Consider the following 12,540-nt stretch of genomic DNA (forward strand, 5'->3'; position numbering starts at 1 on the left):
CGCATCGATGTGCGGCTACCGACGCGTGAGCGCGAGCAACCACCGACCAGCCGCACCCGAAGGAGACAGAAGTGACCACCCTCATCGAATCCGAAGAACACCAGGCCCTCCGCAAAGCAGTCTCCGCCCTCGGCAAGCGCTACGGCCGCGACTACATCACCCGAGTCATAGAAGAGGGCCGCTACCCCACCGAACTCTGGCAAGAGGCAGCCAAGTTGGGCTACCTGGGCGTCAACCTCCCGGAGGAATACGGGGGCGGAGGCGGCGGCATAGCCGAACTCTCCATCGTCCTGGAAGAGCTGGGCGCCTCAGGAGCCCCCCTCCTCATGCTCGTCGTCTCCCCGGCCATCTGCGGCACGGTGATCGCCCGCTTCGGCACCGAGGAACAGAAGCGCACCTGGCTCCCCGGCCTCGCCGACGGCACCCGCACGATGGCCTTCGGCATCACCGAGCCCGACGCCGGCTCCAACTCGCACCGCATCACCACCACCGCCCGCCGGGACGGCGACGACTGGCTGCTCACCGGCCGCAAGGTCTTCATCTCCGGGGTGGACCACGCCGACGCCGTCCTGATCGTCGGCCGCACCGAGGACGCCCGCACCGGCAAGCTCAAGCCCTGCCTGTTCATCGTCCCGCGCGACGCCGAGGGCTTCTCGCGCAGCCCGATCGACATGGAGCTGAGCGCCGCCGAGAAGCAGTGGGAGCTGGTCCTGGACGACGTACGGCTGCCCGCCGACGCTCTGGTCGGTGGGGGCACCTCCCACGCTTTCGGCAGTGGGGGAGAGGACGCCGGGCTGCTCCAGCTCTTCGCCGGACTCAACCCGGAGCGGATCATGACGGCCGCGTTCGCCATCGGGATGGGCCGCTATGCCGTCTCCAAGGCGCTGGATTACGCCCGCGAGCGCACCGTCTGGAAGACCCCGATCGGGGCCCACCAGGCCATCGCACACCCCCTCGCGCAGGCCCACATCGACCTGGAGCTGGCCAAGTTGATGATGCAGAAGGCGGCCATCCTCTACGACGCCGGGGACGACATCGGCGCGGGCGAGGCGGCCAACATGGCCAAGTACGCGGCGGGGGAGGCGTGCGTACGGGCCGTCGACCAGGCCGTGCACACCCTCGGCGGCAACGGTCTGACCCGTGAGTTCGGGCTCGCCTCACTGATCATCGGCGCGCGGGTGGCCCGGATCGCCCCGGTGAGCCGGGAGATGATCCTCAACTACATCTCCCACCAGACGCTCGGCCTGCCCAAGTCGTACTAGAGAGACCGACGTTCGGAGGAACCGTGTTCCACAGCCCGTACGCCGAGGTCCCGCCGGTCGAAGAGCCCATCCACGACGCCGTCCTGGGCGGAGCCGCCGCCTACGGGGACCGGCCCGCGCTGATCGACGGCGTGGACGGCACCACCTTCACCTACGCCCAACTCGACGCCCTGCACCGTAGGTTGGCGGCGGCCCTCGCGGAGGCGGGGGTGCGCAAGGGTGACGTACTCGCCCTGCACAGCCCCAACACCATCGCGTTCCCGCTCGCCTTCTACGGGGCCACCCGCGCGGGTGCCACCGTCACCACCGCCCATCCGCTGCACACTCCTCAGGAGCTGGCCAAGCAGCTCGCGGACAGCTCGGCCCGCTGGCTGATCACCGTCTCCCCGCTGCTGCCCACCGCCCGCAGAGCGGCCGAACTCGCGGGCGGGATACGGGAGATCTTCGTCTGCGACCAGGCGCCCGGCCACCGCTCGCTCACCGAACTGCTCGCCACCGGCGCACCCGAGCCGGACGTCGCGGTCGACCCCGCCGAGGACGTCGCCGTACTGCCGTACTCCTCCGGCACCACCGGCACGCCCAAGGGCGTGATGCTCACCCACCGGCAGATCGCCACCAACCTGGCCCAACTGGAGCCCGCCGTCACGGTGGAGCCCGGTGAGCGCATCCTCGCGGTGCTGCCGTTCTTCCATATCTACGGCCTGACCGCCCTGTTGAACGCGCCCCTGCGCAAGGGCGCCACGGTGGTCGTGCTGCCCCGCTTCGAGCTGGACGCCTTCCTCGCGGCGATCGAGACTTACCGCATCACCGGCCTGTACGTCGCCCCGCCGATCGTGCTCGCCCTCGCCAAGCACCCCTCGGTCGCCCGGTACGACCTCTCCTCGCTGCGGTACGTGATCAGCGCCGCCGCCCCGCTGGACGCGGCCCTCGCCGCGGCCTGCGCCGAGCGGCTCGGGCTGCCGCCCCTGGGACAGGCGTACGGCATGACGGAGCTGTCGCCCGGCACTCACGTGGTCCCGCTCGCCCACCTGCGCGACGCCCCGCCCGGCACGGTCGGCAGGCTCATCGCCGGCACCGAGATGCGGATCGTCTCCCTGGACGACCCCGGCAAGGACCTCGGCCCCGGCGAGCGCGGCGAGATCCTGATCCGGGGCCCGCAGATCATGAAGGGGTACCTGGGCCGCCCCGACGCCACCACCGCGATGATCGACGCCGACGGCTGGCTGCACACCGGAGACGTCGGCCAAGTGGACGACGAGGGCTGGCTGTTCGTGGTGGACCGGGTGAAGGAACTCATCAAGTACAAGGGGTTCCAGGTGGCCCCCGCCGAACTGGAGGCCCTGCTGCTCACCCACCCCGGCATCGCGGACGCGGCCGTGATCGGCGTCGTCGACGAGGACGGCAACGAGGCCCCGCACGCCTTCGTCGTCCGCCGGCCCACCGCGCCGGACCTCAGCGCCAACGACGTCATGCTGTACGTGGGCGAGCGCGTCGCGCCGTACAAGCGGGTGCGCGGGGTCACCTTCACCGACGGTGTGCCCCGTGCCGCCTCCGGCAAGATCCTGCGCCGGGAGCTGCGCCCATGACCCTTGTCGGACGCACCCGCAGCCGTGTCGTGGAGACGCTCAGCCTGGACTCCCCGGCCACCCGCAACGCCCTCTCCGCGCCGCTGGTCGCCGAGCTCGCCGAAGCCCTGGCCGACTGCGCCAAGGACCCCGGTGTCCGGGCGGTCGTGCTGACCCACACCGGCAACACCTTCTGCGCCGGAGCCGACCTGCGCGATCCGCCCCACCCGGACGCTCTGGTCGGCCTGCTGCGCCAGCTCGTCGAACTGCCCAAGCCGGTGGTCGCCCGGATCACCGGGCACGTCCGGGCGGGCGGGCTCGGGCTGGTGGGCGCCTGCGACATCGCCGCCTCCTCGGCGGAGGCCACGTTCGCCTTCACCGAGGTCCGCATCGGGGTCGCCCCGGCTGTGATCTCCCTGCCCCTGCTCCCGCGCACCGACCCGCGCGAGCTGGCCCGGTACTACCTCACCGGCGAGCGCTTCGGCCCCGCCGAGGCGGTACGGCTCGGCCTGCTCACGCTCACCGGCGACGACGTGGACGAGACCCTCGCCCCGGTCCTGGACGGCCTGCGCCGCTCCTCGCCCGAGGCCCTGGCCGCGACGAAGGAGCTGCTCACGGCTAGGGTGCTGGAGACGTTCGACCGGGACGCGGCCCACCTCACCGCGCTCTCGGCCCGGCTGTTCTCCGCACCCGAGGCGCGGGAGGGGATGACGGCCTTCCTGGAAAGACGGGATGCGGCATGGGTGGTGTGAGTACGGCGGAACGCGACCGCGTACCCAAGCAGGACCGCAGCCGGGCCACCCGGCTGCGACTGCTGGAGGCCGCCGTGGCCTGCCTCGCCGAACACGGCTGGGCGGGCTCCACGGTCTCCGTCGTCGCCGAGCGCGCGGGCGTCTCGCGGGGCGCGGCCCAGCACCACTTCCCCACCCGCGAGGACCTGTTCACGGCCGCCGTCGAGTACGTCGCGGAACGGCGCTCCATCGCCCTGCGCGACCTGTTCCCGGACGGCCCCGGCGACCGCCAGGCCGTCGTCTCCGCCCTGGTGGGCCTCTACACCGGCCCGCTCTTCAGGGCCGCGCTCCAGCTCTGGGTGGCCGCCGCCAACGAGGAGCAGTTGCGCGGCCGGGTGACCGAGCTGGAGGCCCGCGTCGGCCGGGAGAGCCACCGGATCGCCGTCGAACTCCTCGGCGCCGACGAGTCCCGGCCCGGCGTGCGCGAGAGCGTGCAGGGCCTGCTCGACATGGCCCGCGGCCTGGGCCTCGCCACCCTGCTCACCGACGACACCGCCCGCCGCGAACGGGTCGTGGCCCAGTGGGCGGCGCTGCTGGACGAAGCCCTCGACTGAGCCCAGTGACCCGCGTCACACTCGAAATCGAAGGGCCGCAGTACTCTGGGCCCATGCTTCCGATGCTCGTCCGACGCCGCCACGTGGACTACGTGCGCGTCACGAGCATGGGCTGTCGGCGCTCCGCCTGATCCAGCCCCCTCTTTCTCGTCTTCTTCTTCTCTTCGTCCGGCACCAGGGGGCCGCCACACCCCTCGCGGCTGCCCGTGCCCCGTACACCTCGCGGACGCACCATGACGACTCATGCGACGGACCCGTCGTACGCCCAGCTCCCGATCATCGACCTCTCGGCCGCCGACCGCGGCCCCGAGGAGCGGGCCCTCTTCCACGCCCGGCTGCACAGCGCCGCCCATGACGTGGGCTTCTTCCAGTTGACCGGGCACGGCGTGACGCAGGCCGAGACCGACGCCCTGACCTCCGCCATGCGGGCCTTCTTCGCGCTGCCCGAGGCCGACCGGCTCGCCCTGGACAACATCAACTCCCCCCACTTCAGGGGCTACACCCGTACCGGCGACGAGCGCACCGGCGGCGCCCGCGACTGGCGCGACCAGCTCGACATCGGCGCCGAGCGCCCGGCCCGCGTACCCGGCCCCGGCGAGCCGCCGTACTGGTGGCTCCAGGGCCCCAACCAGTGGCCCACCGCCCTGCCCGAGCTGCGCACGGCCGCGCTCGCCTGGATCGACAAGCTCAGCGCGGTCGCCCAGCGCCTGCTGCGCGAGCTGCTCACCGCCATCGGCGCCCCGGCCGGCTTCTACGACCCGGTCTTCGGCGCCCACGCCCACCCGCACCTCAAGCTGGTCCGCTACCCCGGCAGTGCGGGCGACGGCACCGACCAGGGCGTCGGCGCGCACAAGGACTACGGCTTCCTCACCCTGCTCCTCCAGGACGCGGTCGGCGGCCTCCAGGTCCAGCGCGACGACGGCCGCTTCCACGAAGTCCCGCCTCTGGAAGGCGCGTTCGTGGTCAACCTCGGCGAACTCCTGGAGGTCGCCACCAACGGCTACCTGGTCGCCACCAACCACCGCGTGGTGAGCCCGCCCGCCGCGACCGAACGCTTCTCGGTCCCCTTCTTCTACAACCCCAGCCTGGACGCGAAGATCGCCCCGGTACCCTTCCCGCACGCTGGAACGGCACCGGGAGTGACGACGGACCCGTCCAACCCGCTTTTCGCGGAATACGGGTTCAACGAGCTGAAGGGCAAGCTCCGGGCCCACCCGCTGGTGGCGGAGAAGCATCACGCCTCTCTGCTGACGCCCGCGTAGAGGCTTTTCACGGGCGCGGGAACTGCGTGACCAGCCACGACGGCGAGTCGGCCGCCCCGCGCCCCCATCAGCCCACTCAGTGAGCCTCTTCCATCCGGGTAGTCGCAGGCCGGCAGCGTGTTATCGACAACCCTTGCATCTCAACGCTGTTCCAGCAGGGACTGTCCCAGAGCAGTGATCGTATGTAGCACCGTGTTGCCTTGCCTGCTCGAGGTGATGAGTCCTGCCTGGCGGAGGTAGCTGAGGTGCTGGCTGGTTGCTGGTTCGCCAACACCGACATGTCGCGCCAGTTCACGGGTGGTGTAGCCGAACGCGGTCAGCTCCAGACAAGCCGATCGCGTGCTGCCGAGAATTTTGGCGATTGCCCGGGGCCTGCTCTCGGGCCGGGTCCACGCAATCGCATCCCGAGGCACCGGGTAGAGCAGCACCGGGGGCAGTGCGGCATCGATCAAGGTGATGGGCATGCGCCAGCAGAAGACTGAAGGAATCAGCCTGAGTCCGCGGCCTGCCAGGTGAATGTCGTGGGAGACGGGATAGTCCACCTCCAGAATCGGCGGTCGCCATCGCATTGTTGGCCTCAGCCGCGCCAACAAGCCTTCGATTCCATGATCCATGAGAGTGCGGGAGCGTGCAGCCCGTTCAGCCTGCACGACGGAATCCATATTCGGCCAATGGGGTGTGATTGCTACCCGATGGTAGTTGCGGATCGCGTCGGCCAGCGCGGTCAGTGCTTTCGGGTCCCCTTCAGCCAGCGGGCGCGACCAGGATGGAATGTCAGGCAGACTGGCTAGTTCTCGCCTCAGGGTTCGCTTCGGTGTCATCAACACGGCCTCGATGCCGGCTTCCAGACCGTTTGCCGATTCAGAGGGCGTCAGGAAGTCAGGAAAGTTTCCGGTCGCTGGAACGAGGCGCCGTAACAGACGTATTTGCCAGGCTGGGAGGCCGGGCAGCGCCGGACGGAGTCTTGCCTGCCAGGGACCGAAGGTGGCGCGACCTCGGGCCGTACCCAACAGGGTGAGGCTCAGTACGGATTCCCACAGAGGGTCAGGAACCTTGGCGAACCGGACACGGCCAAGATCTTCCGGAGTGAAATGGAGCCGGAGCATGTGTCTCCCCAAGCGACGCAAGGTCCACCGACGGTCGCATCCTGCCACCCTGTGCACGGCATGTGAACAGGGTGTTTCGTCGAGCTTCGAAAGTGGTGGATCAACGCTTTCATCGCGAGCACGCTGGGGGCGATCGGTCAGCCCTCCACCTCGCGCTGCTCCACGCGGCTGGTACGAGGGCTGATCGCCCGGCGCTACCCACGCATGACGAGGAGTACTTCATGTCCGGAATACGTTCCGTTGTTGCCGCGGCGGCAGTTGCTACGGCTGCTCTGACCTTCATCCTGCCCAATAGCGCCAGCGCCGCCCCGGCCGCCCTGGCGCAACCGAGTGCAGCGCAGCTTGCTGCGGTCGACTGCGCTCAGGGTGACGTCTGCTTCTGGAGCGACTTCAACTTCACGGGCAGCAAATGCGCGTGGGACGTCGCCGACCCGGACTGGCAGGGCGGCGCCGTCAAGTGCTCGTGGGCGGCGACCACCAACGTGCGATCGGTCTTCAACGCCGGCACCGGATCGTCGTCCGGCGTTGCGTTCTACTCCGGCACAAATTACAGCGGCCGCATCGGCTGCACCCGCAACCAGCAGGGCGGAAACCTCGCAGGGACCTACAAGGTCCGATCCCACAAGTGGATCTCCGGTAACTGCGGCTGACATCGCCGGACTCCCGCCGGGAGGCATCTGCTGTCTCCCGGCGGGAGTCCCGAACATTGAGGGCGCCCTTCAATGGCCCCGAGTCCCTGCCTTCCTCGTTATCTCCGGCCACAGGATAAGAGAATCGAGACGACGTTGCGTAGAAAAATCGCGATGGCCATGACGGTTGCGACGCTGATGGCTGGCACCGTTGCCGCCCCTGCGGCATTCGCCGGAACCGCTTCCGCTCAGGCGTACACGTGCAGCTATGCCGAAACCGACGGCTATTGGCATGCCGGCTATTACGGCGGCAATACAATTACTCCGAGCTCTACCGTCGTGACAACTGCAGGCATCGAGGCCCAGTGCCTGCTCAAGAAGGCAGGGTTTTCCCCCGGTACGATTGACGGTGTTTTCGGGAGTAAATCTCAAGCCGCCGCCAAGAGGTTTCAGGACTTCATAAACGATGAGACCCATCGTGACCTTCTTGCCGTCGACGGGATCGTCGGAAGGGACACGTGGCCTTTTCTGCGTTGTTGCGGAATCGGAATGTGATGCGCACGGGTTCGTCCCGATGGGTGACTGTCGGACCTACGGGTGATCTGTAAGGTCAAGCGCACGCCATCTCAAGTACCGTGCAGCGCGCTCGACGAGCGCGTGCGGGACGTCGAGCTCGGCAGGATCCGGGACGCAGGGCCCCCTTCGGTCGCCAGGGCGTGGAGTGGAATCACCACGCCGACGACGAGGGGCCCTGCCTCGTCACCACACCCGGGTTCACCCGGAGATGTTGGCGAACCCCTCGATGTCCGAAGGCTTCCGAGTCCCCGGCCCCACATACTCCGCGGAAGGCCGCACCAGACGGCCGGTTCGCTTCTGCTCAAGAATGTGCGCCGACCAGCCGGCCGTACGCGCGCACGTGAACATGGAAGTGAACATGTGCGAGGGAACTTCGGCGAAGTCGAGCATGATGGCCGCCCAGAACTCCACGTTGGTGGCCAGCACCCGGTCCGGCCGCCGATTGTGCAACTCCTCCAGCGCCGCCTTCTCCAGCGCCTCCGCGATCTCGAACCGCGGAGCGCCCAGCTCACGCGCCGTACGCCGCAGCACCCGTGCCCGAGGGTCCTCGGCCCGGTAGACCCGGTGCCCGAACCCCATGAGCCGCTCACCCCGGTCGAGTGCCTTCTTCACGTACCCGACGGCGTCCCCGGTACGCTCGATCTCCTCGATCATCCCGAGCACCCGGGAGGGCGCACCCCCGTGCAGCGGGCCGGACATCGCACCCACCGCCCCCGACAGCGCGGCGGCGACGTCCGCGCCGGTGGAGGCGATGACCCGCGCGGTGAAGGTGGAGGCGTTCATGCCGTGCTCGGCGGCGGAGGTCCAGTACGCGTCGACGGCCGCGACGTGCTTCGGGTCGGGCTCCCCGCGCCAGCGGATCATGAACCGCTCGACGACCGTACGGGCCTTGTCGATCTCCCGCTGCGGCACCATCGGCAGCCCCTGGCCGCGCGCGGACTGGGCGACGTAGGAGAGCGCCATGACGGCGGCGCGGGCGAGGTCGTCGCGGGCCTCCTCGGCGTCGATGTCCAGCAGCGGCCGCAGGCCCCACACCGGCGCCAGCATGGCGAGCGCGGACTGCACGTCCACCCGGATGTCGCCGGAGTGCACGGGGATCGGGAACGGCTCGGCCGCGGGCAGGCCCGGCGCGAAGGCGCCGTCCACCAGCAGCCCCCACACGTTCCCGAAGGAGACGTGCCCGACGAGGTCCTCGATGTCGACGCCCCGGTAGCGGAGCGACCCGCCCTCCTTGTCCGGTTCGGCGATCTCGGTCTCGAAAGCGACGACTCCCTCTAGTCCGGGTACGAACGCGGACATAAGGCGGCTCCTCGGTCTGGGTCGGTGGTGGTCATCACCGGTACTGCCCCATACGCACGGGGGTCACCCGGAACGAGGGGCGGGAACAGCACGATAGCCCTGAGTGCCACACTTGGGGAGACCCTGCGGCACTCAGTGCCACGTTCGTGCGATGCGGCAGGATGACCGCGTGACCGACCGCGATCTCACCCCGAAGCCCGACCCGGCCGTGGACCCCGCGTTCATGCGCGAGCAGTACCGGGAGCGCGGTCTGGGCGAGGACGACCTCGCCGCGCACCCGATGGACCAGTTCGCCCACTGGTTCCAGGACGCCGCCCGCGCCTCCGTCCTGGGCACGCTCTACGAGCCCAACGCGATGGTCGTCTCCACCGTCGACCCCACCGGCCGCCCCAGCTCCCGCACGGTGCTGATGAAGGGCTTCGACGGCGACGGCTTCGTCTTCTACACCAACTACGGCTCCCGCAAGGCCCGCGACCTGGCCGGGGACCCGTACATCTCGCTGCTCTTCCCCTGGCACCCCATCGCCCGCCAGGTGATCGTCTGCGGGGTGGCCCGGCGCACCGGCCGCGAGGAGACCGCCGCCTACTTCCGCAGCCGCCCGCACGGCTCGCAGCTCGGCGCCTGGGCCAGCGCCCAGTCCACGGTGATCGGCTCCCGCGACGTACTGGACGACGCCTACGCCGGACTCGCGGCCCGGTACCCGGAGGGCGAGGAGGTGCCGGTGCCGGAGAACTGGGGCGGGTTCCGGGTCGCGCCGGAGACGGTGGAGTTCTGGCAGGGCCGGGAGAACAGGCTGCACGACCGGCTCCGGTACACCGCCATGCCGGACGGCTCCTGGACGACCGAACGGCTGAGCCCTTGAGAGCGCAAGAGCCCCTGAACGCGGAACGACCCGCGAGTTCTGGTTCCTGCGCCGTGCGGCGGAGGAGCCGGCCGGACGTACCGGCGAACTCGCGGGTCGGGTGACTGCTGGGATTGGGCCGGCCGCACGCTTCGATCACGTGCTGGTCCGGCACCGCACTAGGTGTGGTGACGGGCCGCTAGCCCGCAGCCACCTCACGCGTCCGGTTTCCATACATCTGCCGAACCACCTCCCTTCCGTGTGCCGCCAGCCTAAAAAAGCGGGCACCCGCGGTTCAAGTGATTTTCACCGCCGCAATCTGGCGGAACGGCGTGTGGGCTGGGTCACGGTCGAGTTGAATGACCATCGACGCCGTCAGCCGGACGGATCGTGCAAGGGGGACCAGGGTGAGTGCTTCCCGGCGCAGTGGGACCACCGACGAGCTGGGACCGGAGGAACCGGGCGGCGCCGACCTGCTCAACGCCCTGCTGGACGGCATGGACGCCGCCCTGTGCGCCTTCGACGCGGACGGCACCGTCACCCACTGGAACCGCGAGGCCGAACGCATCCTGGGCTGGAGCGCCGCCGAGGCGGTCGGCCGCCCGGGCTTCGCCGGCTGGGCGGTGCGCAGCGCCGACGCCGCGCAGGTGAGCGAGCGGCTGCGGTCCGCGATGCGGGCCACCGGCCGCCAGGTCCACGAGTTCGCCCTCGTCACCAAGGACGGCCGCCGGGTCCTGGTGCGCACCCAGTCGGCCGCCGTACGCGGTCCGGACGGCCGCCCGGCGGGCCTGTACTGCGCCTTCAGCGAGGTGCACACCCAGATCGACCTGGAGCGGTCCATCGCGCTGAGCGAGGCCCTGTTCGAGGACGCGGCCTGGGGTGTCGTCCTCATGGATGCCGACCTGCGCCCGGCCGTCGTCAACGCGCACGCGGCCCGCGCCCTGGGCGTCGGCCGCTCCACCGCGCTCGGGCGGCCGCTCGGCGAACTCCTCGCCCAGGGGGTGGAGGAGCTGGAGAACGCGCTCACCCATGTGCTGGCCGAGGGCGCCCCGCCCGGCCCGATCGAGCTGTGGGTGACCGTGCCCACGGCCGAGGGGGAGCGGCGGCGCTGCTGGCGCAGCGGGTTCGTCCGGCTGGCCTCGCCGCTGGGGCAGGAACCGGTGCCGCTCGGGGTCGGCTGGCTCTTCCAGGACATCACCGAGGCCCGGCTGGGGGAGCGTGAGGCGTCCCTGCTGCGGTTCCGCGCCAACCAGTTGCACCGCGCGGCCCGGGCCGCCGCCGAGTGCGAGGACCCCGCCGAGGCGGCCGTCGTCCACCTGGAGTTCGCCCTCGCCGGCTTCGCCGAGCAAGCCCTGCTGGACCGGCTGACCGACGCGCGCGGGGAGACGGTACGGCTGGAGCGGCTCGCCGCCACGCCCGCCGGGACACCGGGCGCCGACATCCACACCGGGCTGCCCGTGCGCTACGCCCCCGACCACCCGGCACCCCGGTGCGCCGAGCGGGGCGGCACCGTACGCGCCGATGTGAACGGGGTACCGGCCGAGCGGTCGCGGGAGTGGGCCCGCACCCGGCACTGGCCCGCCGACACCGCCCACGCGCTGTGCACCCCCCTGCGCAGCCGGGGCCGGACGCTGGGCGTGCTGACCTTCCTGCGCGGCACGTCCCGCGACGGCTTCGACCGCACGGACACGACGTACGCGGAAGAGGTGGCCGCGCGCATCGCGGCGGCGCTGGACCTGGCGGACGCGGTACGGGGGACCGAGCAGGTGTGAACCGCCGACGGCGGCAGAGGGACAGTGCTGTCGGCCGGTGTCCTCAGTGGTGGTAGTAGATCCGGTCGCCGTACTTCTCCATGATCCGGGCGTTCCAGTCGTGCCCGCCGTCCACGTTCCCCGAGCGGAGCAGCGGGGGCTCCAGGCCCCGGTCGGCCAGGGTGGCCGCCGCCGTCGCCACCATGGACTGCATCAGGGCCGAGGTGACCACCGTGGAGGCGGGCGCGAAGGGCGCCGGGACGGTGTCGAGGGTCAGTTCGGCGTCCCCGACCGCGATCTTGGAGTCCAGCACGACGTCGCAGTGGTCCTTCAGGAACGTGCCCGAGGAGTGCCGGGAGGCGGTCCCGGTGGCGTAGGAGACCGAGGTGACGCCGATGACCTTGATGCCCAGGGCGCGCGCGTGCTGGGCCATCTCCACCGGCAGGGCGTTGCGGCCCGAGAGGGAGATGATCACCAGGGCGTCGCCCTCGCGCAGCGGTGAGCTGTCCAGCACGGCGGAGGCGAGGCCGTCGACCCGCTCCAGGGCGGAGCCGAGGACCGCCGGGCTGACGTCGATGCCGACCACGCCGGGGACGGCGAGCAGGTTCATCAGGGCGAGGCCGCCCGCGCGGTAGACGACGTCCTGCGCGGGGAGCGAGGAGTGTCCGGCGCCGAAGGCGAAGAGGCGTCCGCCCGACTCGACCGTGTCCGCGAGCAGGGTCCCGGCGGCGGCGATGGCCTCGGCCTCCTCCTCACGCACCCGCCGCAGCAGGCCGATCGCCGCGTCCAGGAACCGGTCGGCCGGCGTGCCGTCGCTCATGCGGTGCCCCTTCGCGCGTCGATGTCGCGGATCACGGTGCGGTCCAGACCACAGCGGTGTCAATACGGCCCGCGCTTCCCGGCC

General features: G+C 70.6%; 12 protein-coding genes. 9 read left to right on the forward strand and 3 right to left on the reverse strand.

The window, feature by feature from the left end; all coding sequences use genetic code 11:
* The first annotated feature begins 71 nt into the window (after window positions 1–71).
* The 5 genes from OG448_RS17445 to OG448_RS17465 all read left to right on the forward strand — a co-directional run bounded on the left by OG448_RS17445 (window position 72) and on the right by OG448_RS17465 (window position 5,434).
* Complete coding sequence (locus tag OG448_RS17445; RefSeq protein ID WP_405554907.1) at window positions 72–1,262, forward strand: acyl-CoA dehydrogenase family protein; 1,191 nt, start codon at window positions 72–74, stop codon at window positions 1,260–1,262.
* Window positions 1,263–1,285: 23 nt separating this feature from the next.
* On the forward strand, window positions 1,286–2,848 hold the full coding sequence (locus tag OG448_RS17450; RefSeq protein WP_405554909.1) for a 4-coumarate--CoA ligase family protein: 1,563 nt from the start codon (window positions 1,286–1,288) through the stop codon (window positions 2,846–2,848).
* Window positions 2,845–3,579: an enoyl-CoA hydratase family protein gene (locus tag OG448_RS17455; RefSeq protein WP_405554910.1), complete on the forward strand. Its 735-nt coding sequence runs from the start codon at window positions 2,845–2,847 to the stop codon at window positions 3,577–3,579. The genes OG448_RS17450 and OG448_RS17455 overlap by 4 nt, the downstream gene beginning before the upstream one ends.
* A complete protein-coding gene (locus OG448_RS17460; protein WP_405554912.1) occupies window positions 3,567–4,172 on the forward strand; it encodes a TetR/AcrR family transcriptional regulator in 606 nt (201 codons plus the stop codon). The genes OG448_RS17455 and OG448_RS17460 overlap by 13 nt, the downstream gene beginning before the upstream one ends.
* 233 nt (window positions 4,173–4,405) lie before the next feature.
* Window positions 4,406–5,434 (forward strand): isopenicillin N synthase family dioxygenase, encoded by a 1,029-nt coding sequence (locus tag OG448_RS17465; RefSeq protein ID WP_405554914.1) that lies wholly within the window; start codon window positions 4,406–4,408, stop codon window positions 5,432–5,434.
* A gap of 140 nt (window positions 5,435–5,574) precedes the next feature.
* Here the strand turns inward: OG448_RS17465 and OG448_RS17470 are convergent, their stop codons facing one another.
* The gene (locus OG448_RS17470; RefSeq protein WP_405554915.1) at window positions 5,575–6,540 is read right to left on the reverse strand and encodes an ArsR/SmtB family transcription factor; all 966 of its coding nucleotides are present in this window, start codon (window positions 6,538–6,540) and stop codon (window positions 5,575–5,577) included.
* A 221-nt stretch (window positions 6,541–6,761) separates the two neighbouring features.
* Here OG448_RS17470 and OG448_RS17475 point away from each other — a divergent pair, with 221 nt between their 5' ends.
* Complete coding sequence (locus OG448_RS17475; RefSeq protein ID WP_405554917.1) at window positions 6,762–7,190, forward strand: peptidase inhibitor family I36 protein; 429 nt, start codon at window positions 6,762–6,764, stop codon at window positions 7,188–7,190.
* Between the two features lie 153 nt (window positions 7,191–7,343).
* Window positions 7,344–7,724, forward strand: a complete 381-nt coding sequence (locus tag OG448_RS17480; protein WP_405554919.1) for a peptidoglycan-binding protein — start codon at window positions 7,344–7,346, stop codon at window positions 7,722–7,724.
* Window positions 7,725–7,943: 219 nt separating this feature from the next.
* Here the strand turns inward: OG448_RS17480 and OG448_RS17485 are convergent, their stop codons facing one another.
* Window positions 7,944–9,044 (reverse strand): citrate synthase 2, encoded by a 1,101-nt coding sequence (locus OG448_RS17485; RefSeq protein WP_405554920.1) that lies wholly within the window; start codon window positions 9,042–9,044, stop codon window positions 7,944–7,946.
* 169 nt (window positions 9,045–9,213) lie between these two features.
* On the opposite strand from OG448_RS17485, the gene pdxH reads away from it, so the two are divergent.
* The gene (pdxH, locus tag OG448_RS17490; RefSeq protein WP_405554921.1) at window positions 9,214–9,906 is read left to right on the forward strand and encodes a pyridoxamine 5'-phosphate oxidase; all 693 of its coding nucleotides are present in this window, start codon (window positions 9,214–9,216) and stop codon (window positions 9,904–9,906) included.
* A gap of 386 nt (window positions 9,907–10,292) precedes the next feature.
* Window positions 10,293–11,657, forward strand: coding sequence for a PAS domain-containing protein (locus OG448_RS17495; RefSeq protein WP_405554922.1), 1,365 nt, complete (start codon window positions 10,293–10,295; stop codon window positions 11,655–11,657).
* A gap of 43 nt (window positions 11,658–11,700) precedes the next feature.
* Here the strand turns inward: OG448_RS17495 and OG448_RS17500 are convergent, their stop codons facing one another.
* Entirely contained in the window at window positions 11,701–12,456 is a 756-nt protein-coding gene (locus OG448_RS17500; RefSeq protein ID WP_405554924.1) for an SIS domain-containing protein, read from the reverse strand.
* Window positions 12,457–12,540 lie beyond the last annotated feature (84 nt).

Origin of the sequence: Streptomyces sp. NBC_01171 (assembly GCF_045039805.1) — a bacterium.
In the GTDB taxonomy this organism is placed as follows: domain Bacteria; phylum Actinomycetota; class Actinomycetes; order Streptomycetales; family Streptomycetaceae; genus Streptomyces.

Excerpts from the sequence above, each read along its gene's own strand:
- OG448_RS17500 (WP_405554924.1), bottom strand. The coding sequence starts at position 12,456 with ATGAGCGACGGCACGCCGGCCGACCGGTTCCTGGACGCGGCGATCGGC.
- OG448_RS17455 (WP_405554910.1), top strand. The coding sequence starts at position 2,845 with ATGACCCTTGTCGGACGCACCCGCAGCCGTGTCGTGGAGACGCTCAGC.
- OG448_RS17465 (WP_405554914.1), top strand. The coding sequence starts at position 4,406 with ATGACGACTCATGCGACGGACCCGTCGTACGCCCAGCTCCCGATCATC.
- OG448_RS17480 (WP_405554919.1), top strand. The coding sequence starts at position 7,344 with ATGGCCATGACGGTTGCGACGCTGATGGCTGGCACCGTTGCCGCCCCT.
- OG448_RS17470 (WP_405554915.1), bottom strand. The coding sequence starts at position 6,540 with ATGCTCCGGCTCCATTTCACTCCGGAAGATCTTGGCCGTGTCCGGTTC.
- OG448_RS17460 (WP_405554912.1), top strand. The coding sequence starts at position 3,567 with ATGGGTGGTGTGAGTACGGCGGAACGCGACCGCGTACCCAAGCAGGAC.
- OG448_RS17485 (WP_405554920.1), bottom strand. The coding sequence starts at position 9,044 with ATGTCCGCGTTCGTACCCGGACTAGAGGGAGTCGTCGCTTTCGAGACC.
- OG448_RS17475 (WP_405554917.1), top strand. The coding sequence starts at position 6,762 with ATGTCCGGAATACGTTCCGTTGTTGCCGCGGCGGCAGTTGCTACGGCT.